Origin of the sequence: Solwaraspora sp. WMMD1047, from assembly GCF_029626155.1 — a bacterium.
GTDB lineage: Bacteria > Actinomycetota > Actinomycetes > Mycobacteriales > Micromonosporaceae > WMMD1047.
The window spans coordinates 2,195,561-2,218,029 of the sequence record NZ_JARUBL010000001.1; the positions used below are offsets into that span (position 1 = coordinate 2,195,561).

Annotated in this window: 22 protein-coding genes; 17 read left to right on the plus strand and 5 right to left on the minus strand. The window is 72.8% G+C overall.

All coding sequences use genetic code 11. The features are described from left to right. Positions 1 to 28: 28 nt before the first annotated feature. The 7 genes from O7627_RS10155 (at position 29) to O7627_RS10185 (ending at position 6,194) form a co-directional block, all read left to right on the plus strand. A complete protein-coding gene (locus O7627_RS10155) occupies positions 29 to 337 on the plus strand; it encodes a YlxR family protein (protein ID WP_347404706.1) in 309 nt (102 codons plus the stop codon). Between the two features lie 121 nt (positions 338 to 458). Continuing rightward, entirely contained in the window at positions 459 to 3,452 is a 2,994-nt protein-coding gene (gene infB / locus O7627_RS10160; protein ID WP_278093244.1) for a translation initiation factor IF-2, read from the plus strand. 81 nt (positions 3,453 to 3,533) lie between these two features. Continuing rightward, complete coding sequence (locus O7627_RS10165; RefSeq protein ID WP_278093245.1) at positions 3,534 to 3,827, plus strand: DUF503 domain-containing protein; 294 nt, start codon at positions 3,534 to 3,536, stop codon at positions 3,825 to 3,827. A 74-nt stretch (positions 3,828 to 3,901) separates the two neighbouring features. Then, positions 3,902 to 4,420, plus strand: a complete 519-nt coding sequence (gene rbfA, locus O7627_RS10170) for a 30S ribosome-binding factor RbfA (protein WP_278093246.1) — start codon at positions 3,902 to 3,904, stop codon at positions 4,418 to 4,420. A 32-nt stretch (positions 4,421 to 4,452) separates the two neighbouring features. Continuing rightward, positions 4,453 to 5,520: a bifunctional oligoribonuclease/PAP phosphatase NrnA gene (locus O7627_RS10175; RefSeq protein WP_278098235.1), complete on the plus strand. Its 1,068-nt coding sequence runs from the start codon at positions 4,453 to 4,455 to the stop codon at positions 5,518 to 5,520. Positions 5,521 to 5,571: 51 nt separating this feature from the next. Next, positions 5,572 to 5,979, plus strand: a complete 408-nt coding sequence (locus O7627_RS10180) for a hypothetical protein (RefSeq protein ID WP_278093247.1) — start codon at positions 5,572 to 5,574, stop codon at positions 5,977 to 5,979. Continuing rightward, positions 5,976 to 6,194 (plus strand): DUF6186 family protein, encoded by a 219-nt coding sequence (locus O7627_RS10185; protein ID WP_278093248.1) that lies wholly within the window; start codon positions 5,976 to 5,978, stop codon positions 6,192 to 6,194. Before O7627_RS10180 ends, O7627_RS10185 begins: the two co-directional genes overlap by 4 nt. 324 nt (positions 6,195 to 6,518) lie before the next feature. On the opposite strand, the gene O7627_RS10190 is transcribed toward O7627_RS10185, so the two are convergent. The 3 genes from O7627_RS10190 to O7627_RS10200 form a co-directional block, all read right to left on the minus strand. Then, positions 6,519 to 7,532, minus strand: a complete 1,014-nt coding sequence (locus O7627_RS10190) for a DUF5954 family protein (protein WP_278093249.1) — start codon at positions 7,530 to 7,532, stop codon at positions 6,519 to 6,521. 164 nt (positions 7,533 to 7,696) lie between these two features. Continuing rightward, positions 7,697 to 8,434 carry an ABC transporter permease gene (locus O7627_RS10195; RefSeq protein ID WP_278098236.1) on the minus strand — a complete coding sequence of 246 codons (738 nt, stop codon included), beginning with the start codon at positions 8,432 to 8,434 and terminating at the stop codon, positions 7,697 to 7,699. A gap of 5 nt (positions 8,435 to 8,439) precedes the next feature. Further along, positions 8,440 to 9,402 (minus strand): ATP-binding cassette domain-containing protein, encoded by a 963-nt coding sequence (locus O7627_RS10200; RefSeq protein WP_278093250.1) that lies wholly within the window; start codon positions 9,400 to 9,402, stop codon positions 8,440 to 8,442. An 89-nt stretch (positions 9,403 to 9,491) separates the two neighbouring features. Between O7627_RS10200 and O7627_RS10205 the strand changes: the two genes are divergently transcribed. Further along, on the plus strand, positions 9,492 to 10,244 hold the full coding sequence (locus tag O7627_RS10205; RefSeq protein WP_278093251.1) for a TetR/AcrR family transcriptional regulator: 753 nt from the start codon (positions 9,492 to 9,494) through the stop codon (positions 10,242 to 10,244). A gap of 110 nt (positions 10,245 to 10,354) precedes the next feature. Next, positions 10,355 to 11,650, plus strand: coding sequence for an MATE family efflux transporter (locus tag O7627_RS10210; RefSeq protein WP_278093252.1), 1,296 nt, complete (start codon positions 10,355 to 10,357; stop codon positions 11,648 to 11,650). Positions 11,651 to 11,659: 9 nt separating this feature from the next. Here the strand turns inward: O7627_RS10210 and O7627_RS10215 are convergent, their stop codons facing one another. Further along, the gene (locus O7627_RS10215) at positions 11,660 to 11,968 is read right to left on the minus strand and encodes a hypothetical protein (protein ID WP_278093253.1); all 309 of its coding nucleotides are present in this window, start codon (positions 11,966 to 11,968) and stop codon (positions 11,660 to 11,662) included. A gap of 254 nt (positions 11,969 to 12,222) precedes the next feature. Here O7627_RS10215 and truB point away from each other — a divergent pair, with 254 nt between their 5' ends. From truB to dapB, 6 genes are all read left to right on the plus strand, one after another. Continuing rightward, on the plus strand, positions 12,223 to 13,116 hold the full coding sequence (truB, locus tag O7627_RS10220; RefSeq protein WP_278093254.1) for a tRNA pseudouridine(55) synthase TruB: 894 nt from the start codon (positions 12,223 to 12,225) through the stop codon (positions 13,114 to 13,116). A gap of 42 nt (positions 13,117 to 13,158) precedes the next feature. Continuing rightward, the gene (locus O7627_RS10225) at positions 13,159 to 14,106 is read left to right on the plus strand and encodes a bifunctional riboflavin kinase/FAD synthetase (protein WP_278093255.1); all 948 of its coding nucleotides are present in this window, start codon (positions 13,159 to 13,161) and stop codon (positions 14,104 to 14,106) included. Positions 14,107 to 14,281: 175 nt separating this feature from the next. Then, positions 14,282 to 14,551, plus strand: coding sequence for a 30S ribosomal protein S15 (rpsO, locus tag O7627_RS10230; protein WP_278093256.1), 270 nt, complete (start codon positions 14,282 to 14,284; stop codon positions 14,549 to 14,551). 227 nt (positions 14,552 to 14,778) lie between these two features. Further along, on the plus strand, positions 14,779 to 17,127 hold the full coding sequence (locus O7627_RS10235) for a polyribonucleotide nucleotidyltransferase (RefSeq protein WP_278093257.1): 2,349 nt from the start codon (positions 14,779 to 14,781) through the stop codon (positions 17,125 to 17,127). Between the two features lie 10 nt (positions 17,128 to 17,137). Continuing rightward, complete coding sequence (locus O7627_RS10240) at positions 17,138 to 18,466, plus strand: pitrilysin family protein (RefSeq protein ID WP_278093258.1); 1,329 nt, start codon at positions 17,138 to 17,140, stop codon at positions 18,464 to 18,466. Positions 18,467 to 18,544: 78 nt separating this feature from the next. After that, positions 18,545 to 19,336, plus strand: a complete 792-nt coding sequence (dapB, locus tag O7627_RS10245; protein ID WP_278093259.1) for a 4-hydroxy-tetrahydrodipicolinate reductase — start codon at positions 18,545 to 18,547, stop codon at positions 19,334 to 19,336. A gap of 81 nt (positions 19,337 to 19,417) precedes the next feature. On the opposite strand, the gene O7627_RS10250 is transcribed toward dapB, so the two are convergent. Beyond that, positions 19,418 to 20,008, minus strand: a complete 591-nt coding sequence (locus O7627_RS10250; protein ID WP_278093260.1) for a GNAT family N-acetyltransferase — start codon at positions 20,006 to 20,008, stop codon at positions 19,418 to 19,420. Positions 20,009 to 20,042: 34 nt separating this feature from the next. Here O7627_RS10250 and O7627_RS10255 point away from each other — a divergent pair, with 34 nt between their 5' ends. Together O7627_RS10255 and O7627_RS10260 are read left to right on the plus strand one after the other, a co-directional pair. Next, complete coding sequence (locus tag O7627_RS10255; protein ID WP_278093261.1) at positions 20,043 to 21,251, plus strand: glycosyltransferase 87 family protein; 1,209 nt, start codon at positions 20,043 to 20,045, stop codon at positions 21,249 to 21,251. Next, complete coding sequence (locus O7627_RS10260; RefSeq protein WP_278093262.1) at positions 21,238 to 22,464, plus strand: crosslink repair DNA glycosylase YcaQ family protein; 1,227 nt, start codon at positions 21,238 to 21,240, stop codon at positions 22,462 to 22,464. Before O7627_RS10255 ends, O7627_RS10260 begins: the two co-directional genes overlap by 14 nt. Positions 22,465 to 22,469 lie beyond the last annotated feature (5 nt).

Consider the following 22,469-nt stretch of genomic DNA (forward strand, 5'->3'; position numbering starts at 1 on the left):
ACTTACCGCAGTGGTACGACGTGCGTCGCTGATTCGACGCGCTCTGCCGCAGCGCACCTGTGTGGGCTGCCGGCAGCGCGCGCCAGCCGGCGAGCTACTGCGGATCGTCGCGGTCGGCGAGGAGTCTGATCCCAGGCTCAGACCTGACCCGGCCCGCAGGCTCCCGGGACGGGGAGCGAACCTGCATCCCGATCCCGCCTGCTTCGCGCAGGCACTTCGACGGCGCGCCTTCGGGCGGGCACTGCGGATCACCGGTGTCCCTGACACCAGTGAACTCGCGGCGCACTTCGACGCGTCGACCACAGCGTCCGGTCATCCGACCGGACGAGGCTTGTAACGCAAGCAAGGTAGGACGACCAGCATGAGCACACGATGAAGTCCCAGAAATGACCAGGCTTCAAGTGCACGAGTGAGGTCGCTGCGGGTGCTGCCCGCACGACCTCGGAGTGAGGAGTGCAGTGGCAGGCAAGGCCCGCGTACACGAGCTGGCTAAAGAGCTCGGGGTCGAAAGCAAGACCGTTCTCGCCAAGCTGAAGGAAATGGGCGAGTTCGTCAAGTCCGCATCGAGCACTGTCGAGGCGCCGGTCGCCCGGCGGCTGCGCGGTGCCTTCGTCGCGTCGTCGGGTTCCGCGGCACCGACCGCGCCGTCGACCCCGACCCCTCCGGCCACCCCGGCGGCTAGCCCGGGTGAGCCCCGAATCTCCGCGCGCCCGACGCCGCCGCGTCGGCCGGCCCCGACGGCGAAGCCGAAGGGCCCGGTCCCCGGTCCGCCGCAGCCGGCGGCGCCGGTGGCGAAGCCGGCCAGCGCGCACGACATCGAGGTGGCGGCCGCCGAGGCGCGGGCCGCCGCGCTGAAGGCGGAGCAGGAGGCCACCGTCAAGGCGGCGCAGGCCGCCCGTCAGCAGCAGCGGGAGACCGTACGCCGGGAACCTCCGGCCGACGGTGGCGCCGCGCCCTCCCGGCCGAAGCCCGGCCCCGGGGCGGTCCCGCCGCGACCGGGCAGCCCGGCGGCCGGTCGGCCGGCGGCTCCCGGCACCCCCACCGCGCCGCCCGGCCGCGCCGGCGGTCGACCGCCGGCGCGTAGCGGCGGTAACAACCCGTTCGGCATCACGCCGGGCGGTCAGCGGCCGGCGGCTGCCGGCGGCCCCCGCCCGAACAACCCGGCGTCGATGCCGCCCCGGCCGAGTCCCGCCTCGATGCCGCCCCGGCCGAGTCCCGCCTCGATGCCCACCCAGCGGCCGGGTCGCCCCGGCGGCGGGCCGGGCCGTCCCGGCGGTCCCGGTGGCGGGGCCGGTCGTCCCGGTGGCGGTGGCGGTGGCGGTGGTTACCGCGGCGGTCCCGGTGGCGGTGGCGGCGGTGGCGGTGGCTACCGCGGCGGTCCCGGCGGTGGCGGTGGCGGTGGCTACCGCGGCGGTCCCGGTGGCGGTGGCGGTGCCGGTGGCGGCGGTGGCTACCGCGGCGGGCCGGGTGGCGCGCCGGGCGGTGGCGGTCGCCCCGGTGGCGGCGGTCGCGGTCGTGGCGGCGGTGCGGCCGGTGCCTTCGGGCGTCCGGGCGGTAAGCCGACCCGGGGTCGCAAGTCGAAGAAGCAGCGCAGACAGGAGTTCGACAACCTCTCCGCCCCGACCATGAGCTCGGGTGCGCCCCGGGGTCAGGGCCAGGTGGTCCGGCTGTCGCGCGGTGCCTCGCTCTCCGATTTCGCCGACAAGATCAACGGCAACCCGGGCTCGCTGGTCCAGGAGATGTTCAACCTGGGCGAGATGGTCACGGCGACCCAGTCGTGCTCCGACGAGACGCTGCTGCTGCTCGGCGAGCACCTCGGCTTCGACGTGCAGATCGTCAGCCCCGAGGACGAGGACCGCGAGCTGCTCGCGCAGTTCAACATCGACCTCGACGCCGCGGTCGACAGCGCCCGGCTGGTCAGCCGGCCGCCGGTGGTGACCGTGATGGGTCACGTCGACCACGGTAAGACCAAGCTGCTCGACGCGATCCGCAAGGCGAACGTCGTCGAGGGCGAGGCCGGTGGCATCACCCAGCACATCGGTGCCTACCAGGTGCACGTGCCGCACGAGGGGGAAGACCGGGCGCTGACCGTCATCGACACCCCGGGTCACGAGGCGTTCACCGCCATGCGGGCCCGTGGTGCCCAGGTGACCGACATCGTGGTGCTGGTGGTGGCGGCCGACGACGGCGTCATGCCGCAGACGATCGAGGCGCTCAACCACGCGAAGGCGGCCGAGGTGCCGATCGTGGTCGCGGTTAACAAGATCGACAAGCCCGAGGCCAACCCGGACAAGGTGCGCCAGCAGCTGACCGAGTACGGCCTCGTCGCCGAGGAGTACGGCGGCGAGACCATGTTCGTCAACGTGGCGGCCAAGCCCGGCATCGGCATCGAGGAGCTGCTCGAGGCGATCCTGCTGACCGCCGACGCGTCGCTGGAGCTGACCGCTCCGACCGACGGGCCGGCGCAGGGTGTCGCGATCGAGGCGCACCTCGACAAGGGGCGCGGCGCGGTGGCCACCGTACTGGTGCAGAAGGGCACCCTGCGGGCCGGCGACTCGATCGTCGCCGGTGGGGCGCACGGCCGGGTCCGGGCGATGCTCGACGAGAACGGCAAGCAGGTCAGCGAGGCCGGTCCGGCGCGTCCGGTGCTGGTGCTCGGCCTGACCGCGGTGCCCAGCGCCGGTGACACCTTCCTCGCCGCGGCGGACGACCGCACGGTGCGGCAGATCGCCGAGCAGCGCCAGGCACGGCGGCGGGCGGCCAGCTTCGCCAACTCCCGTGGCCGGGCCACCCTTGAGACGCTCATGGAGCAGATCAAGGAGGGCGAGAAGACCTCGCTCAACCTCATCCTCAAGGGCGACGTCTCCGGTTCGGTGGAGGCGCTCGAGGACGCGCTGTTCAAGCTCGACATCCCCGAGGAGGTTCAGCTCAAGATCCTCGACCGGGGCGTCGGTGCCATCACGGAGAGCAACGTGATGCTGGCGAGCGCGTCGGACGAGGCGGCGACGATCATCGGCTTCAACGTGCGGGCCTCCAACAAGGTCCGCGAGATCGCCGACCGCGAGGGCGTGGAGATCCGGTACTACACGGTCATCTACCAGGCCATCGAGGAGATCGACGCGGCGCTCAAGGGCCTGCTCAAGCCGGAGTTCGAGGAGGTCGAGCTGGGCAGCGCGGAGATCCGCGACGTCTTCCGCTCGTCCAAGGTCGGCAACATCTCCGGTTGTATCGTCCGGTCCGGGGTCATCCGCCGCAACGCCAAGGCGCGGCTGCTCCGCGACGGCGCGGTCGTGGCGGACAACCTCACGATCAGCTCGCTCAAGCGGTTCAAGGACGACGCGACCGAGGTGCGCGAGGGCTTCGAGTGTGGTCTGACCCTGGGTAACTACAACAATGTCCAGGTCGGCGACATCATCGAAACCTTCGAGATGCGGGAGAAGCCCCGCGCCTGATCCGGCTCACATCTGATCGAGGGGTTCCCGCCGGCCTGGCGGGAACCCCTCGATCGTGGGCGGGAGGTATCGTGCCCCACGATGTTCACCGGAACCGCGATCTTCGACCTGCTGCTGCCCGGCGACGCCCGGTCGCTGAAGGCCAAGAGATCATACGTACGCCCCATCGTCGCCGCCCTGCGCCGGTTCGAGGTCTCGGCCGCCGAGGTCGGCGCGCTGGACCTGCACGGCCGGGCGCTGATCGGCGTGGCCGTGGTGGCCGCCGAACCCGGTCACGCCGGCGAGGTCCTCGACTCCTGCGAGCGGATGGTCGCCGCCCGACCCGAGGTCGAACTGCTGTCGGTCCGGCGTCGGCTGCTGGGCTTGGACGACTGAGCCACCGCCGGTTCCCCAGCGGCCGTCGCGGGTAGTGTTCCTGAGGTTGGTTTGATGCCGTGGAGGTGCGGAAGATGTCGGATCCGGCGAAGGTACGCCGGCACGCCGAGCGCGTGCGTGAGCTGGTCGCCTCGGTGGTGCGTACCCAGATCAAGGACCCCCGGTTGGGCATGATCACCATCACCGACGCGCGCATCACCGCCGACCTGCGGGAGGCGACGGTCTTCTACACCGTGCTCGGCGACGCGGCCGCCCAGGCGGGCACGGCGGCGGCGCTGGAGAGCGCCAAGGGCATGCTGCGCAGCACCGTCGGCAAGGCCCTCGGGCTGCGGCACTCGCCGAGCCTGGCCTTCGTCCTCGACGACGTGCAGGACCAGGTCAAGCACATCGACGAACTGCTGGTGGCGGCCCGCAACGCCGACGCGGAGGTACAGCGACTGGCGGCCCGCGCCGAGTACGCCGGCGACGCCCAGCCGTACCGGATCGACGACGAGGACGCCGACGACGCTGGCGCGGACGACGACGATGCGGACGACGACGAGACGGACGAGCCTGCCGGCGGCCGGTCGACAGCCGGCGGGGACCGACGGTGACAGCGCTCGCCGTGGCCGGCCGGGACAACGCCGTGGGGGAGCCCGCCGGTGCCGAGGGGCCGGTCGCGGGGGACGCTACCGGGCCGACCGAGGCGGAGTGGGCGGCCGCCGTCGCGGCCGTCCGGGACCTGCCGCCCGACCGGCGGGTGCTGCTGATCTGTCACGTCAACCCGGACGGCGACGCGCTCGGCAGCATGCTCGGCTTCGCCCTCGGTCTGCGCCGGCTCGGCTACCGGGCGGTGCAGGCCACCTTCCCGGGCCGGCCCGAGCTACCCGAGGCGTTCCAGGCGATGCCCGGCCTGGACCTGCTGGTACCGGCGGCGGCCGCCTGGACCGATCCGGACCTGGTGCTCTCCTTCGACGCGGCGAGCGCGTCCCGGCTCGGCGAGCTGGCCGACCGGCTGACCGGCCCGGCCACCGCCGTGGTGATCGACCACCACGCCTCGAACACCCGGTTCGGCACGGTGCACCTGGTCGACCCGACGGCCGCCGCCACCTCGGTGGTGGTCGAGCAGCTGCTCGACCGGCTCGGCGTACCGCTGGACGTGGAGATCGCCGAGTGCCTCTACGTGGCCCTGGCGACCGACACCGGCTCGTTCCGATTCGAGATGACCACCCCGGCCGTGCACGAGATGGCGGCCCGGCTGCTCGCCACCGGCCTGCGGCCCGGCGAGATCTCCCGGCGGATCTTCGACACCCGGCCGTTCGGCGCGGTCCGGCTCTACGGCGACGTGCTGCGGCGTACCCGGTTGGAGCCCGAGGCGGTCGGCGGGCGCGGCCTGGTCTGGACGTACGCGACCCTGGACGACCTGGCCCGGCACCGGCAGCGGCCGCCGGTGCTGGAGCCGCTCATCGACTCGATCCGGTGTACCGCGGAGGCCGACGTGAGCTGCCTGGTGAAGCAGGTCGCCCCGGGGGAGTGGGCGGTCTCGTTGCGTAGCAAGGGCGGTGTCGACGTGAGCGCCGTCGCGGTGGCGCTGGGCGGCGGCGGGCACCGGCTCGCCGCCGGGTTCACCGGCCGCGGCGAGGTGGAGGAGGTCGTCGCGGCGGTCCGCGCCGAACTGCCCGGCACCGGCGAACCGGGCGAAGATCAGGGATAACCCGGGGGCGCCTTGCTTCCCGCTTCCCGGGATGGCAGGGACAATTGACGGATGGACCAGCAGCCGGAGATCGCAGCCGAGGTGCCGAAGGCGTGGGACAGACCGGTGGTGACCGTGCCGGTGCTCGTCTGCCTGTCGCTGGTCGGCGGACAGTTGCCGTCCTTCTCGACCCAGGCCAACATCTACACCATCGGCACCGGGGGTGCGCTGATCTGGCTCGGCCTCAGCAACCGGATGCCGCGCCGCGAGGTGCCGCGCCGGCTCGGGCCGGGCACCGTCTGGTGGGTGCTGCCGGCGGCGCTGTTCGGCATCTTCGAGGGCGCCACCTTCGTGCTCGGCTCCGGTGACGACTTCCCGACCTTCTCCGGGCTCGCCGACCCGCTGCTGGAGGACCGGATGGTGCGCTCGGTGGCGTACTTCGCGTGGCTGTCGGCGTTCTGGGGACTGGTGCGCCGATGAGCGCGACCCGGGCGTTGGCGATCGGCGGCTTCCTCACCGCGCTGGTCCTGTTCGCCGTGGTGGAGTGGGCGGCCCGCCGGGAGGGGTCCCGGATTCCCACCCTCGGCGAGGTCTGTGCCTACGTGATGCAGTACGAGGTGGGGTCGGTGCCGGTGGGCCGGATCGGGTTGTTCGGCTTCTGGTGGTGGGTGGGCTGGCACTTCTTCGCCCGGTGAATCCGCTCACCTGTCCGGATGGTGGGAACAGTGCGCACCATGTGGACCTGAACGATAACTTGGGTTGATAGGCACCGCTCCAGGGTCAACCGACCCGGGCTTTCGCTGCCCTGGCCCACCCACCCGGCGATCCCGGGTGCCGGCGACGAGGGCGCTCAGCAGAACCGCCCGCCGTACGCCGCCCGTGCGCGGCCGTGCGCACCCTGGAAGGACACCATCCCGATGGCCACCAAGCCCACGCCCAAGCCCGTCGACGACGCCCGCGAGCAGGCCCGCCGGGCCCTGCAGACCTCGATGGACACCCGTCAGTAGCCGCCGACCCGCTCACTCCAGATCGGGCATCAGGCCCTGTTCCCGGAGTTGCTGGATGTGCAGTTCCGGTGGCGGCTCCGGGTCCCAGTCGGATGGTCGCGGCCCCTCCGGTCCGTCCGGTCCGACCCGGACGAAGGTCTCCACCCGGGTGATCCGGCACCGGACGCCCTGCACCTCGAACTCGTCGGTGCGCGGCGGCTTGCGCTCCCGGCGGGCCCGGTCGTAGGCGGCCATCACCTCCTCGATCGTGGCGTCCTCGTGCGGGAGGATGTCGGTGAAGCTGAACGCCGCCGAGTCCCGCGCCGCCTGTGGCGTCGGGTAGGTGGCGAACGACCGCGGCTGCCACCGGCCGGCCACGAACTCCCCGACGGTGAAGCCGACCGGTAGCAGCACCACGTTCGGGTGGGTGACGAGCGCCAACCGGGAGTCCGTCCGGACCGCCTCGGGGACGATGCCGGCCTGGTAGAAGGCGGGGACCATCTCCATCCGCAGCAACCCGTCGGAGAGCCCGGTGGCCGCGGCGGGGTCGATGACGAAGTTCTCGAACGGGGACGGCGCCCGGTGCGACTCGCCCGGCGGATACGGGTCCGGGTCGGTGGGCCGGGGCGGCTCCGGGCCGTCGGTCCCCATCCGGATGAACGGCTGGCCGCGGATGATCCGGTAGCGGTGGCCGTGGACCGTCAGCTCGTTGACCACCTCCCAGTCGAGCGTCCGGAACGCGGCCCGGTACTCGGCCCGTTCGGCCGCGTTGCCGGGGACGTCCGGGGTCTCGCTGAGCCGCATCCGGAAGTACGAGCCGAGCCCGTCGCGAGCGCCCTGCGGCTGGGAGTCGGCGTACATGCTCAGGATCCGCCACCGGCCGGCGACCTCCACCGCGTAGCCGAAGGCCGGTGCTCCCCAGAGGAGCCTGGGGTAACTGCGCGAGCGGATCCGCGCGTCCTGTTCGCAGACCGCCGAGACGGGGTCGTCGCGGTGCTCGATCCTGATCAGCAGGTGTTCCGGAACCTGCTCACCGTGATAGGTCATGCACGCAGTGTGCCCTAACGCCCATCGATGCGCAGCCCCCAACGCCCCACATTTATCGACAAATAGAGATCAAGTCCCTCAGTGCAACGCTCATGCGGCTCCGGGCGCGCTCGGCCTCCGGTCGGAGACCGAGCGCGACCCCCGTGGCCCCGGGCCGGTCTCGGTCAGCGGGCGGTGCGGCGGTGGAACAGGTACGTCGCGGCCAGGTACCCGGCGATCAGGATGCCGCCGAACCAGGCCAGCGAGAGCCAGCCGCTGGCGCCGATCGGGGTGCCGTGCAGCAGGCCCCGGACGGTCTCGATGATCGGCGTCACCGGCTGGTTGTCGGCGATCGCGCGCAGCCCGGCCGGCATCGTGTCGGTCGGCACGAACGCGCTGCTCAGATAGGGCAGGAAGAGGATGAAGAAGGTGAACCCGCTGGCCCCCTCCACGCTGCTGGCGAGCATGCCGAGCGCCACCGACGCCCAGGACATCGCCAGCACGTAGAGGACCAGCAGCCCGGTGACCGCCAGCCACCGCGGGAGGCCGGCGTCGCTGCGGAAGCCGGCGGCCACGGCCACCCCGATGACGAGCACGGTCGCGAACGCGTTGCGGGCCAGGCTGGCCACCACGTGCCCGGTGAGCACCGCCGTGCTGCGGATCGGCAGCGTCCGGAACCGGTCCATCGCCCCGCTCGTCATGTCGTGCGCGACGCTCACCGCCGTGGTGGAGGCGCCGTAGCCGGTGCAGAGCAGGATGATCCCGGGCACCACGTAGTTGACGTACTCGGCCCGGCTGGTGCCGATCGCCCCGCCGAAGACGTAGACGAAGAGCAGCATCAGCATGACCGGCAACGCCGCCGACAGCAGCAGCGAGTCGACGTTGCGGGTGCTGTGCCGCAGACTGCGTCCGATCATGATCATTGCGGTCACGGTCGCGCTCCTTCGAGTGGCCGATTGGTGGGGCGCGCGGTCAGGGCCAGGAACACGTCGTCCAGGCTCGGCCGGCGCAGGATGATCCGCTCGACCGGGATGCCCCGGCCGGCGAGCAGGTCGAGCAGCTGCCGGACCTGGTCGGCGCTGCCGTCGGTGGGAACGTCGAGCCGCCAGCCCGGCGGGTCGAGCCGGACCGCCCGGCCGGCCAGCTCGGCGGCGGCCAGGTCGAGGTGGCCGGCGGTGGCGAACGCCAGCTCGGCCCGCTCGCCGCCGACCTGCGCCTTGAGGTCGTCGGCGGTGCCCTCGGCGATCACCCGCCCCTGGTCGAGCACGGTGATCCGGTCGGCGAGCCGGTCCGCCTCCTCCAGGTACTGGGTGGTCAGCAGGACGGTGACGCCGGCGTCGGCCAGGCCCCGGACGACGCTCCACACCTGTTGGCGGCTGCGCGGGTCCAGCCCGGTGGTCGGCTCGTCGAGGACGATCAACGACGGCCGGGCGATCAGGCTGACGGCGAGGTCGAGCCGTCGGCGCATGCCGCCGGAGTAGGTCTTCGCCAGCCGGCCCCGGGCGTCGGCCAGGTCGAACTCGACGAGCAGTTCGGCGGCCCGGCGGCGGGCCTCGGCCCGGCCCAGCCGGTGCAGCCGGGCCATCATCACCAGGTTCTCCTCGCCGGTGAGCAGCTCGTCGACGGCGGCGTACTGGCCGGTCAGGCTCAGCGACGCGCGGACCTGGCCCGGCTCGCGGCGGACGTCGTGGCCCGCGACCCGGGCCGTGCCGGCGTCCGCCCTGATCAGGGTGGACAGGATCCGCACCATGGTGGTCTTGCCGGCCCCGTTCGGGCCGAGCAGGGCCCGCACGGTGCCGCGTTCCACCGTCAGGTCGACCCCGTCGAGCACCCTGAGCTGGCCGTACGACTTTCTGATTCCGGTTGCCTGGACAACCGTCCGAGCTGCCATCTCCCCGCCTCCGTGTATGTCATAAACTGATGTGTACGTTATACACAGACCTAGGATGTGGGGTCAAGCAGCCACGACACAGGGGAGATATGGACGCGACCGACACCGACGGGCTGGCCCGCCGGCTGGAACTGCTCTGGGGGGAGCGCGCCGGAGCCGAGCGCCGGTCCCGGCCCGGCCTCAGCCTGGAACGGGTGGTCGGGGCCGCGATCGAGGTCGCCGACGCGGAGGGGCTGGCTCAGCTGTCGATGAGCCGGGTGGCCGACCGGCTCGGCTTCACCACCATGTCGCTCTACCGCTACGTGCGCAGCAAGGACGAGCTGCTGATGCTGATGGAGGAGGCCGCCATCGGCCCGCCGCCGCCGCTGCCCGGACCGGACGACGGCTGGCGGGCCGGGCTGCAGGAATGGGTACGCCAGCACCTGGCCATCTACCACCGCCACCCGTGGCTGCTGCAGATCCCGATCAGCGGTCCGCCGCTGACCCCGAACAACCTGCTCTGGTTCGAGCGGGGGCTGCGGATTCTCGGCGCCACCGGACTGCGGGCTGAGGAGAAGGTCGGCGTGATCCAGCTCGTCGCCGGGTACGTCCGCAACGAGGCGCAGCTCAGCCGCGACCTGCTGGCCGCCGAGGCGGCGGCGGTCGCCGCCGGCGGCGAGCCGGTCAGCTACGGCCGGATGCTGGCCAAACTCATCGACACCGAGCGCTTTCCGGCACTGTCCGAGATGGTGGCCGACGGAGTCTTCGACATTCCGGAGGGCTACTCCGAGGAGGACTTCGACTTCGGGCTGCAGCGGGTGCTGGACGGCGTCGAGGTCCTGGTCCGAACCCGCGCCGAGTGACCGGGTCGGCATCCGGGACCGGGTCGTCGACACCGACCGGGTCGGCGTCCGGGACTGAACCGGCGTCCGGGACCGGGTCGGCGACACCGACCGGACCAGCGTCTGGGACGGTGTCGGCGCGGCGGATCGCCGCGCTGGCGTTGCCCGCCCTGGCCGTGCTTGCCGCCGAGCCGCTCTACGTGCTTGTCGACACGGCGGTGGTCGGGCACCTCGGGTCGGTTCCGCTGGCGGCGCTGGCCATCGGCGGCACCACGATGACGCTGATCGCCTGGCTCGGCACGGTGACCGCCTACGGCACCACCGGCCGGGCCGCCCGCCGGTTCGGCGCCGGTGACCGGCCCGCCGCGGTGGCCGAGGGCGTCCAGGCCAGCTGGCTGGCCCTCACCGTCGGCGTCGGGCTGGCGGTGCTCGCCCAGCCGGCGGCGGAACCGCTGGCGCGTACCCTGGCCGGCGCTGACTCGGACGTGGCCGGCGCCGCCGCCGGGTGGTTGCGGATCGCGGCGCTGGGCGCCCCCGGCCTGCTGCTGGCGGCGGCCGGCAACGGCTGGCTGCGCGGCGTCCAGGACACCCGCCGGCCGCTCTGGTTCGTGCTCGGGCCGTGTCTGCTCTCCGCCCTGCTCTGCCCGGTGCTCGTCTATCCGGTCGGACTCGGGCTGACCGGTTCGGCGGTGGCGAACGTGGTCGCGCAGACCCTCTCGGGGGCGCTCTTCGCCGCCGCCCTGGTGGCCGAGCGGGTGGCGCTGCGGCCCCGGCCACGGCTGATCCGCCGGCAGCTCGTCCTCGGCCGGGACCTGCTCATCCGGGGGCTGGCCTTCCAGGCGAGCTTCCTGTCGGCGACCGCCGTCGCGGCCCGGTTCGGGGTCGCCGCCGTCGCCGCACACCAGATCGCGCTGCAGTTGTGGTTCTTCACCGCACTGGCGATGGACGCGCTGGCCATCGCGGCCCAGTCGCTGGTCGGTGCCGCGCTCGGCGCCGGTGACGCGGCCGGCGCCCGCCGGCTGGCCCGCCGGATCGCGTTCATCGGGCTGGCCTGCGGCAGCGGGTTCGGCCTGCTCATCGCCGCCGGGGCCTGGGCGGTGCCGACCTGGTTCAGCCCCGACCCGCAGGTGCACCGGCAGGCCCTGACCGCCTGGCCGTGGTTCGTGGCGATGCAGCCGCTGGCCGGGGTGGTGTTCGCCCTGGACGGTGTGCTCATCGGCGCCGGTGACATCCGCCATCTGCGCAATCTGACCGTGCTGGCCGCCGGCGGCGGGTTCCTGCCGGCGATCTGGACGGCGTACGCGCTGGACCTCGGACTCGGCGGGATCTGGGCCGGCCTCACCCTTTTCGTGGTGCTCCGGCTGGTCGGCCTGCTGCTGCGGCTGCGCTCCGGCCGCTGGGCGGTGACCGGCGCCGTGCGGGTCTGACCGGCCCGCTCAGACCAGGGAGAAGATCGCGTACGCGCCGAGGACCATGGCGAGCGCCAGCAGCCAGGAGACGAAGAACGCCACGATCTTGAAGCCGACCGGGAAGCGCTGGTAGAGGCGGCGACGTTCCTGCCAGGCCCACCAGCGCCGCTGCAGCGCCCGCCAGGCCGGCCGCCGGTCCAGCGCCGTCGACACCCGCCGGCCCAGGGTCATCCGGGGTGGCGGCGGGTCGCGCATCCAGTCCGGCAGCGTCGACTGCCGGCGTTCCCAGTTGGGCTGCTCGGGCGGAGCGGGTGCCCCGCCTGTCGTGCCGTTCATCCGACCTCCCCGTGGTCCGCGTCGCCCGATGCGGCGCGCGCCATCGATTGTCGCAATGCCGCGCCTCCGGCGCTGCCGGATTTTCGACCGGCAGAACCGGGTTCTCAGCCGGCAGAACCGGGTTCTCAGCCGGCAGAATCGGGATCCGGCCGGCTGAACCGGTTTCTCGGCTGAACCGGTCGTGGTCGCGTTTAGGGGTCAGGTTCGCCGCCCCGGCGGCCGGGCGGTCGCCCGGTCTGGCAGGCTTGACCGTCGTGAGTACCGACGGCCTGATCGTGGTGGACAAGCCCGGCGGCATGACGTCGCACGACGTGGTGTCGCGGATCCGCCGGCTGGCCCGGACCCGCCGGGTCGGCCACGGCGGCACTCTCGATCCGATGGCGACCGGCGTGCTGGTCATCGGCGTCGGCCGGGCCACCCGCCTGCTGACCTACGTGATCGGCGCCGGCAAGAGCTACACCGCCACCATCCGGCTCGGCCAGTCCACGCTCACCGACGACGCCGAGGGCGAGGTGCTGGCCGGCGCCGGGGCCGCCGGGGTGACCGAGTCCGCCATCCGGGCCGGCCTGGCCGCGCTGAGCGGCAAGATCGACCAGGTTCCGAGCGCGGTCAGCGCCATCAAGATCAACGGTCAGCGGGCGTACCAGCGGGTCCGGGACGGGGAACAGGTCGAGATCGCCGCCCGCCGGGTCACGGTGACCCGGCTCGACGCGCTCGCCATCCGGCCGGGGCGCGCGGGCGAGACGGCCGTGCTCGACGTGGATGTGGCGGTGGACTGCTCCTCCGGGACCTACATCCGGGCGCTGGCCCGGGACCTCGGCGCCGGGCTCGGAGTGGGTGGGCACCTGACCGCGTTGCGGCGTACCGCGGTCGGCGGCTTCACGCTGGCCGAGGCGGCGACCCTGCCGCAGTTGGAGGAGATCGCTCCGGAGGTGGTGCGCCTGCCGTTGGCCGAGGCGGCCCGCCGGTTCTTCCCGCAGCGGCAGGCCGATCCGGCCGAGAGCCGGGTGCTCGCGCACGGCGGCCCGCTGGCGGTGGCCGGCATCGACGGCCCGTACGCGGTCTTCGATCCGGATGGCACGCTGATCGCCATCGTCCGGGAACGCGAGGGCCGGGCCCGGGCGGAGATCGTGCTGGCGCCGGCCTGACCGACAGGCCGCGCCCGACCCGGTGGAGGGGGAGTACGCAGGATGCAGCGCTGGCGGGGGTATGACGGGGTGCCGGGCGGCTGGGGCCGGTCGGTGGTGACCATCGGCGTCTTCGACGGTGTCCACAAGGGACATCAGGCGATCATCGGGCACACCGTCAAACGGGCCACGGAGCTGGGCGTACGGTCGGTGGTCGTCACCTTCGACCCGCACCCGGCCGAGGTGGTGCGGCCCGGGTCGCACCCGGCGGTGCTGACCGAGCCGGGGCGCAAGGCCGAGTTGATCGAGGCGCTCGGCGTGGACGTGCTCTGCGTGGTCCCCTTCACCCCGGACTTCTCCCGGCTGCCGGCCGAGGCGTTCGCGCACGACGTGCTCGTCGATCACCTGCACGCCGCCCTGGTGGTGGTCGGGGAGAACTTCCGGTTCGGACACCGGGCGGCCGGCGACGTGCCGCTGCTGGAACAGCTCGGCCGCCGGTTCGGGTTCGGGGTCCAGGCGCCGCCGCTGGTCGTCGACGAGGGCACCATCTTCTCGTCCACCTACATCCGGGCGTCGGTCGACGCCGGGGACGTGGCGGCCGCCGCCGCCGTGCTCGGCCGGCCGCACCGGCTGGAGGGCGTGGTGGTCCGTGGCGACCAGCGCGGCCGCGAACTCGGCTACCCCACGGCCAACCTGCTCTGCCACCGGTACGCGGCAGTGCCGGCCGACGGGGTCTACGCGGCCCGGCTGGTGCGGCACGGCGGCCGGGCCGGCGGGGGAGCCGGGACGGTCCTGCCGGCCGCCGTCTCGATCGGCACCAACCCGACCTTCTCCGGCCGGGAGCGCCGGGTCGAGGCGTACGCGCTGGATTTCGACGGCGACCTGTACGGCGAGCGGGTGGCGCTGGACTTCGTCGCCTACCTGCGGGAGACCCGCCGGTACGACGGGATCGAGCCGCTGCTGGCGCAGATCGCCGAGGACGTGGAGCAGACCCGCCGGCTGGTCGTCTGACCGCGCGGCGTGCCCTTGCCGTGGCGCGGCGGGGTCGGGCTGGTAACCTGGCGGGGACGTCGGGTCACCGACTGGGTCCTCGCCTGCCTGCACGACGCCGCGGGTGCGAGGTTTCCGACACCGGCACCGACCGGGTCGGCCCGAACCACAACGAACCCACAAGAACAGGGAGAAAATGGCGCTCGACCAGGAAGCCAAGAGCAAGATCCGCCAGGAGTACGCCACCGCCGAGGGCGACACCGGTTCGCCCGAGGTGCAGGTCGCGGTCCTGACCAAGCGGATCGCCGAGCTCACCGAGCACCTGAAGGTGCACAAGCACGACCACCACAGCCGCCGCGGCCTGCTGCTGCTCGTCGGCCGCCGCCGCCGGCTCCTGAACTACCTGCAGAAGAAGGAAATCAACCGCTACCGGTCGCTCATCGAGCGACTCGGCCTGCGCCGGTGACCCGCGCGGGGAGGTGACCCGGTCGGGTCGCCTCCCCGCCGCACCACCCGACAACAGGGGCCCGAACGCGACCGCCCGATGGGGAGCCGGTCAGCGTACCGGTCCTCGGTAGTGGCCCCCGGGCCGGCCGGACCACACGGCACCCCGGGCGCTTCGATCGAAGACCGGCCGTCTGAACAGCTCCGCCCAGGTCGTGAGCCCCATGACCTAAGGAGCACGACCTACCCATGACCGAGCAGAACATCCTCGGCACCGAACACCGCACCGCCGTGATCGACAACGGATCCTTCGGAACCCGTGAGGTCACCTTCTCCACCGGCCGGCTGGCCCAGCAGGCCGCCGGTTCGGTGATCGCCCAGCTCGGCGACACCACGGTGCTCTCGGCCACCACGGCGAGCAAGCAGCCCAAGGACTACCTCGACTTCTTCCCGCTGACCGTCGACGTGGAGGAGCGGATGTACGCCGCCGGGCGGATCCCCGGCTCGTTCTTCCGCCGCGAGGGCCGTCCCAGCGAGGACGCCATCCTCACCTGCCGGCTCACCGACCGGCCGCTGCGCCCGACCTTCGCCAAGGGCCTGCGCAACGAGGTCCAGATCGTCGCCACCATCCTGGCGCTGGACCCGGAGCACCCCTACGACGTGATCGCCATCAACGCGGCGTCGATGTCCACCAAGCTCTCCGGCCTGCCCTTCTCCGGCCCGATCGGCGCCACCCGGGTGGCCCACGTCGACGGCCACTGGGTCGCCTTCCCGACCCTGGAGGAGCTGGGCCGGGCCACCTTCGACATGGTCGTGGCCGGCCGGGCGCTGCCGGACGGCGACGTCGCGATCATGATGGTCGAGGCCGAGGCCACCCCGCACGCGGTCGGCCTGATCGCCGCCGGCGCCACCGCCCCCACCGAGGAGATCGTGGCCAGCGGGCTGGAGGCCGCCAAGCCGGCCATCCGCGAGCTGTGCCGGGCGCAGAGCGAGTTGGCCGAGGTCGCCGGCAAGCCGGTCGCCGAGTTCCCGGTCTTCCTCGACTACACCGACGACATCTACGACGAGGTCGTCGCCATCTCCCGCGACGAGGTCGGCAACGCGCTGCGGATCGCCGGCAAGGCCGAGCGCGAGGAGACCCTCAACCAGCTCAAGGACCGGGTGGTCGAGCAGCTCGCCGAGCGGTTCGAGGGCCGCGAGAAGGAGGTCAGCGCCGCGTTCCGGTCGCTGACCAAGTCCGAGGTACGGGCCCGGGTGCTGCGCGACCAGGTCCGCATCGACGGCCGCGGGCCGCGCGACATCCGCCCGCTGACCGCCGAGACCGGGGTGCTGCCCCGGGTGCACGGCTCGGCACTGTTCGAGCGGGGCGAGACGCAGATCCTCGGCGTCACCACCCTGAACATGCTCCGCCTGGAGCAGACCCTGGACACCCTGGCGCCGGAGAAGTCCAAGCGCTACATGCACAACTACAACTTCCCGCCGTACTCGACCGGCGAGACCGGCCGGGTCGGCTCGCCGAAGCGGCGTGAGATCGGCCACGGCGCGCTCGCCGAGCGGGCCCTGGTGCCGGTGCTGCCGGCCCGCGAGGAGTTCCCGTATGCGATCCGCCAGGTCTCCGAGGCGCTCGGCTCGAACGGGTCGACGAGCATGGGTTCGGTCTGCGCCTCCACCATGTCGCTGCTCTCGGCCGGCGTGCCGCTGAAGGCGCCGGTGGCCGGCATCGCGATGGGGCTGATCTCCGACGAGGTCGACGGCAAGACCCAGTACGTGACGCTCACCGACATCCTCGGCGCCGAGGACGCCTTCGGCGACATGGACTTCAAGGTCGCCGGCACCCCGGACTTCGTGACCGCGCTGCAGCTCGACACCAAGCTCGACGGCATCCCGTCGGACGTGCTGGCCGCCGCGCTGCAGCAGGCGTACGAGGCCCGGCAGACCATCCTCGGTGTGATGCGCGAGGCGATCGACGGCCCGGCCTCGATGTCCGACCACGCCCCCCGGGTGACCACGGTGAAGATCCCGGTCGACAAGATCGGCATGGTGATCGGGCCGAAGGGCCAGACCATCAACGCCATCCAGGACGAGACCGGCGCCGACATCTCCATCGAGGACGACGGCACCATCTACGTCGGCGCCACCAACGGCCCGTCGGCCGACGCCGCGGTGGAGCGGATCAACGCCATCGCCAACCCGACCCTGCCGAAGGTCGGCGACAAGTTCCTCGGCACGGTCGTCAAGACCGCCCCGTTCGGGGCGTTCGTCTCGCTGCTGCCGGGCCGCGACGGCCTGCTGCACATCTCCAAGGTGGGCGACGGCAAGCGGGTCGAGCGGGTGGAGGACTACCTCAACGTGGGCGACCGGGTCGAGGTGCAGATCGCCGACATCGACGCCCGCGGCAAGATCTACCTGGACAAGGTCCGGCCCGAGGGGGAGGCCGCGCCGGCGGCCGAGTCCGACGGTGGAGAGCGCCCCGCCGGCCGCGACCGCGGCGACCGGGGACCGCGCGACCGGGGCGACCGGGAGCGCGGCGAGCGTGGCCCGGGCCGCGGTGACGGTGAGGGTGGTGGCGAGCGCCGCCGCCGCAACCGGCACAGCTGATCCGCGCCGGATGAGCCAACCACCCCGGGCCGTCACCCGCACCATCGCCACCGACCCGCTGGGCGGCACGGTACGCCGTACCGTGCTGCCCAGCGGGCTGCGGGTCCTCACCGAGGCGATCCCGGCGATGCGCAGCGTGTCGTTCGGGATCTGGGTCGGGGTCGGCTCCCGGGACGAGACGGGGCCTCTCTCGGGCGTCTCGCACTTCCTGGAGCACCTGCTCTTCAAGGGCACCAGCCGGCGCACCGCGTTGCAGATCTCGGCCGAGATCGAGGCGGTGGGCGGCGAGACGAACGCCTTCACCACCAAGGAGTACACCTGCTACTACGCCCGGGTGCTCGACCAGGACCTGCCGCTGGCCATCGACGTGATGTGCGACCTGGTCGCCGACTCGCAGCTGGCCGAGGCGGACGTCGAGACCGAGCGCGGCGTGATCCTCGAAGAGATCGCCATGCACGACGACGAGCCCGGTGACGAGGTGCACGACCTGTTCACCCGGGCGGTCTACGGCGACCATCCGCTGGGGCGGCTGATCTCCGGCACCGAGGAGACCATCTCCCCGATGACCCGGCGACAGATCAACGGCTTCTACCGGCGCCGCTACACCCCGCCGGCGATCGTGATCGCCGCCGCCGGCAACCTGGACCACGCCGAGGTGCTCCGGCAGGTCCGCCGGGCGTTGCGCGGCACCGCCCTGGACAGCGAGCCGGCGGCGCCGGCTCCGCTGCGGTCGGCCACCACCCGGGTACGGACCCAGCCGCCGGACACCACCGTCGAGCACAAGGAGACCGAGCAGGCGCACGTGGTGCTCGGCTGCCCGGGCATCGGCCGGCACGACGACCGGCGGTTCGCGCTCGGGGTGCTCAACAACATCCTCGGCGGCGGCATGTCCAGCCGACTGTTCCAGGAGGTCCGGGAGCGCCGCGGGCTTGCCTACTCGGTCTACTCCTACTCCAGCCAGTACGCCGAGACCGGCCTGTTCGCCGTCTACGCCGGCTGCGCACCCGGCAAGGTGGACGAGGTGCTGGAGCTGATCCGGGTCGAGTTGGCGACGGTGGCCCGCGACGGTCTCACCGAGGCCGAGCTGGCCCGCGGCAAGGGGATGACCAAGGGCTCGTACGTGCTCGGCCTGGAGGACACCGGTTCGCGGATGAGCCGGCTGGCCAAGGGGGAGCTGCTCTACGGCGACGTGCTCTCCGTCGACGAGATGTTGACCCGGGTCGACGCGGTCACTGTCGGCGAGGTCAACACGCTCGCCGCCGAACTGCTCGCCCGACCGATGTCGCTGGCCGTCGTCGGCCCCTTCGACCAGGCCGACTTCGCCCCGGGTCGCCAGTGATCACGAAGGATCCGGTGAAGCCTCCGCGATCACGGGCGGTCCGGCCGGTGGCGATTGCGGGTGGGATAGGTTGAGGCCGTGAGCGACGCGCGGGGATTTCCCAGTAACGGATCGGACCCGTCCGGTGGGCTGCTGCGGGTCGGGGTGCTCGGGGCGCGGGGCCGGATGGGCGCGCAGGTGTGTCAGGCGGTGGACGGCGCCGAGGATCTGGCCCTGGTCGCGGCGATCGACCAGGACGACCGGCTCTCCGCCGTCGCGGACGCCGGGGCGGCGGTGGTGGTCGACTTCACCACGCCGGACGTGGTGCTGGAGAACCTGCGTTGGTGCATCGGGCAGGGCATCAGCGTCGTGGTCGGCACCAGTGGCTTCACCGAGCAGCGGCTGGAGCAGGTCCGGAGCTGGCTGTCCGAGCGGCCGGAGGTCGGGGTGGTGATCGCGCCCAACTTCGGCATCGGCGCGGTGCTGATGATGCAGTTCGCGGCGCGGGCGGCCCGGTACTTCGAGTCGGTCGAGATCATCGAACAGCACCACCCGAACAAGCTCGACGCGCCGAGCGGCACGGCCGGGCACACCGCGCGGGTGATCGCGCAGGCGCGGGCGGCGGCGGGGCTGGCCGACCCGCCGGACGCGACGAAGGACGAGCTGCCCGGGGCGCGCGGCGCCCAGGTCGACGGCATCCGGGTGCACTCGGTGCGGGCCGCCGGCCTGGTGGCCCACCAGGAGGTGCTCTTCGGCACCACCGGCGAGACCCTGACCATCCGGCACGACTCGCTGGACCGGGCGTCGTTCATGCCCGGGGTGCTGCTGGCGGTCCGCTCGGTGGTGCACCGCCCCGGCCTGACCGTCGGCCTCGACCCCCTCCTCGACTGACTCCCGCGCCCTCAGGGAAGCAAGATCAGATGATGAAAAGTGTCGCTTGAGCGCCCTGGCACGACACTTTTCATCATTTGATCAAGGGCGGCCGTGGGTGGGGTCCGGGGTGGGGGGGATCGCTACGTGTAGGCGTTGTTGGGGGATCAGGAGGTCGTCGACGTCGAGGGCGCGGGTTGCGCCGTCCGGTTCCCAGCCGGTGCTGGTGAGGAATTTGCGGGTTGCCGCGTCGTCGTCGAACGCCCAGGCCACCGCCGTGTCGAAGCCGTCTTCGCGCCACATGTCGACGGCCGCGGCGAGCAGCCGGCTGCCGTGGCCGCGCCGGCCCCAGCGGGGCTCGACCAGCAGGTCCGTCACCGCCGCGACCGCCGGGCCGAGCCGGTCCGCCGGCTCGTCCGGCGCCAGCGCCTGCTCGTCGGCCGGTCCGGCGGCGGCGAAACCCACCAGATACGATCGTTCGGCCTGCTCGACGGCGACCAGCACGCGGTGCCGCTCGGACGGCGGGGCTTCGATCGCGGCACTCCATCGCCGACCGAGGTACGCCTCGTCGAGGTTGTCGAGCACGTGCTTGGGCAGCATCCGGCGGTAGGCGACCCGCCAGGTCGCGAGCTGGATGCGGGCGATCTCGGCGGCGTCCTCCGGACGCGCCGGGCGGACGTACCCGAGAGCCATGACTGAGCAGCGTACGGAGGCGGGGAGGGCGGCGATGACGCAGGGTGCCCGCGGATCGACCCGCCGGCAGGTGCTCATCGTGGTCGCGCTGGCGCTGGTGGTGGCGGCCTTCCTCGCGGTGGCCGCGGTCGGGCACGGGTTCTTCGACCTCAAGATCTACTACGGCGCGTTGCGGCACTGGGCGCACGACGGCGGCCAGCTCTACGACTGGCTCAAGCCCGCCAGCAAGTACGGCTTCACCTATCCGCCGTTCGCCGCCCTGCTGATGCTGCCGCTGGCCTACCTGCCCTGGCCGGTGGCGATGGTGCTGAGCGTCACCACGACCGTGCTGGCCAGCGCGCTGGTGATCTGGTGGTTCGTCGATCCGGTGGCCCGCCGGCAGGGCTGGACCCGCTGGTTCGCCCTGGCCGTGGCGCTCTGCCTGGCGGCGGCCTTCGAACCGATGCGCGAGACGGTCGACTTCGGCCAGGTCAACATGCTGCTGCTCTTCCTGGTCGCGGTCGACCTGCTGTGGCTGGTCGGCCGGGGCAGCCGGTGGGGTGGCGTCGGCATCGGGCTGGCCACCGCGATCAAGCTGACCCCCGGGATCTTCCTGGTCTACCTGCTGGTCACCGGCCGGTGGCGGGCCGCGCTGGTGGCCAGCGGGACGGCCGCCGCCGCGACGCTGCTCGCCGGCGCGCTGGCCCCGGACGCCTCCCGCGAGTTCTGGACCGCCGCGCTCTGGGACACCGACCGGGTCGGTTCGCTGGCCTTCATCTCCAACCAGTCGCTGCAGGGCGTGGTGGCCAGGCTCAACCCGGCCGAGCCGAACTCCCTGGCCTGGCTCGGGTTGGTCCTGGTGACCCTCGCCATCTGGGCGGTGCGCAGCCGGGCGGCCGTCCGGGCCGGCGACGAGGCCACCGGCTTCGCCCTGACCGGCGTGGTGGGCTGCCTGGTCAGCCCGGTCACCTGGGTCCACCACCTGGTCTGGCTGCTGCCCGCGCTGATCCTTCTCATCGACAACGCGTACGCCGCCCCGGCGGGCAGCCGCCGGCGGCGTGGGCTGCTCACCTTCGCCGTCGTCGGCTACCTGCTGCTGATCAGCCGGCTGGTCTGGATCTGGGAGTGGGGCTCCGACGGCGTGACCGGCTTCCTGGGCAGCAACGCGTACGTGTGGATCAGCATCGCCCTGCTGGTCGCGCTGCCGATCCGCAGCCGGGTGTCGGACCCCGCGGATAGGGTGCTCGCCGATGCCCGTACCTGAATCACTCTCGCTGTCACAGGCCCGCCGGATCACCCTCGCCGCCCAGGGCTTCACCGACCCGGCGCCCGGCGGTGTGCCGACCATGCGGCACCTGCGCCGGGTGCTGGGCCGGATCGGGCTGCTCCAGATCGACTCGGTGAACGTGCTGCAGCGTGCCCACTACCTGCCGCTCTACAGCCGGCTCGGCCCCTACCCGACCGACCTGCTGGACCGGGCGGCCTACCGGCGACCCCGCGAGCTCTTCGAGTACTGGGGACACGAGGCGTCGTTGATCCCGCTGGACCTGCACCCCGCGCTGCGCTGGCGGATGGCGCGCGGCCACGCCTGGGGCGGCGTCGGGCGGATCGCCGCCGAACAGCCGCAACTGGTCGCCTGGGTCCGCGACGAGGTCCACGCCAACGGCCCACTGACCGCCGCCGAGATCGAACACGACGCCCCCCGCCAGACCGGCAACTGGGGCTGGAACTGGACCGCGGTCAAGACCGCGCTGGAACACCTCTTCTGGGCCGGTGAGGTCACCGCCGCCAGCCGCACCACCTCCTTCGCCCGCCGCTACGACGTGCCCGAACGGGTGCTGCCGGCGGCCGTACTCGACGCTGCGACGCCGAGCACGGCGGACGCCCACCGGCGGTTGGTGGCCGTGGCGGCGCGGGCCCTCGGGGTGGCCGCCGAGCCGGAGCTGCGCGACTACTTCCGGCTGCCGGTGGCCGGCGCCCGGACCGCCGTCGCCGAGCTGGTCGAGGCCGGCGAGCTGCGGCCGGTGCGGGTGCAGGGCTGGCGCCAGCCGGCCTACCTGCACGCCGACGCCCGGCTGCCCCGCTGGGCGCGGGTCAACACCCTGATCAGCCCGTTCGACCCGCTGATCTGGGAACGCGGCCGGACGGAACGGCTGTTCGACCTCGCGTACCGGATCGAGATCTACGTGCCCGCGCCGCAGCGGGTGCACGGCTACTACGTGCTGCCGTTCCTGCAGGGGGAGCGGTTCACCGCCCGGGTGGACCTGAAGGCCGACCGGAAGGCCGGCGTCCTGCTGATCCCGGCGGCCTGGGGCGAGCCCGGCGCCGACCCGGTCGGGACCGCCCTCGCGCTCGCCGCCGAGCTGCGCCGGCTGGCCGGCTGGCTCGGCCTGTCGGCGGTGGCGCCGCCGGCCCGGGGAGACCTGGCCGGACCGCTGACCGCGGCCCTGGCCGCGAGCCCGGTCGGTGTACCGTGAGTCGG

Coding starts and splice junctions, on each gene's coding strand:
- O7627_RS10200 (WP_278093250.1), bottom strand. CDS start 9,402: ATGGCAGCTCGGACGGTTGTCCAGGCAACCGGAATCAGAAAGTCGTAC.
- O7627_RS10260 (WP_278093262.1), top strand. CDS start 21,238: ATGCCCGTACCTGAATCACTCTCGCTGTCACAGGCCCGCCGGATCACC.
- O7627_RS10215 (WP_278093253.1), bottom strand. CDS start 11,968: ATGAACGGCACGACAGGCGGGGCACCCGCTCCGCCCGAGCAGCCCAAC.
- O7627_RS10180 (WP_278093247.1), top strand. CDS start 5,572: ATGGACCAGCAGCCGGAGATCGCAGCCGAGGTGCCGAAGGCGTGGGAC.
- O7627_RS10190 (WP_278093249.1), bottom strand. CDS start 7,532: ATGACCTATCACGGTGAGCAGGTTCCGGAACACCTGCTGATCAGGATC.
- O7627_RS10240 (WP_278093258.1), top strand. CDS start 17,138: ATGAGCCAACCACCCCGGGCCGTCACCCGCACCATCGCCACCGACCCG.
- O7627_RS10235 (WP_278093257.1), top strand. CDS start 14,779: ATGACCGAGCAGAACATCCTCGGCACCGAACACCGCACCGCCGTGATC.
- O7627_RS10205 (WP_278093251.1), top strand. CDS start 9,492: ATGGACGCGACCGACACCGACGGGCTGGCCCGCCGGCTGGAACTGCTC.
- rpsO (WP_278093256.1), top strand. CDS start 14,282: ATGGCGCTCGACCAGGAAGCCAAGAGCAAGATCCGCCAGGAGTACGCC.
- O7627_RS10165 (WP_278093245.1), top strand. CDS start 3,534: ATGTTCACCGGAACCGCGATCTTCGACCTGCTGCTGCCCGGCGACGCC.
- rbfA (WP_278093246.1), top strand. CDS start 3,902: ATGTCGGATCCGGCGAAGGTACGCCGGCACGCCGAGCGCGTGCGTGAG.
- O7627_RS10255 (WP_278093261.1), top strand. CDS start 20,043: ATGACGCAGGGTGCCCGCGGATCGACCCGCCGGCAGGTGCTCATCGTG.
- O7627_RS10195 (WP_278098236.1), bottom strand. CDS start 8,434: ATGATCATGATCGGACGCAGTCTGCGGCACAGCACCCGCAACGTCGAC.
- O7627_RS10225 (WP_278093255.1), top strand. CDS start 13,159: ATGCAGCGCTGGCGGGGGTATGACGGGGTGCCGGGCGGCTGGGGCCGG.
- O7627_RS10185 (WP_278093248.1), top strand. CDS start 5,976: ATGAGCGCGACCCGGGCGTTGGCGATCGGCGGCTTCCTCACCGCGCTG.
- O7627_RS10250 (WP_278093260.1), bottom strand. CDS start 20,008: ATGGCTCTCGGGTACGTCCGCCCGGCGCGTCCGGAGGACGCCGCCGAG.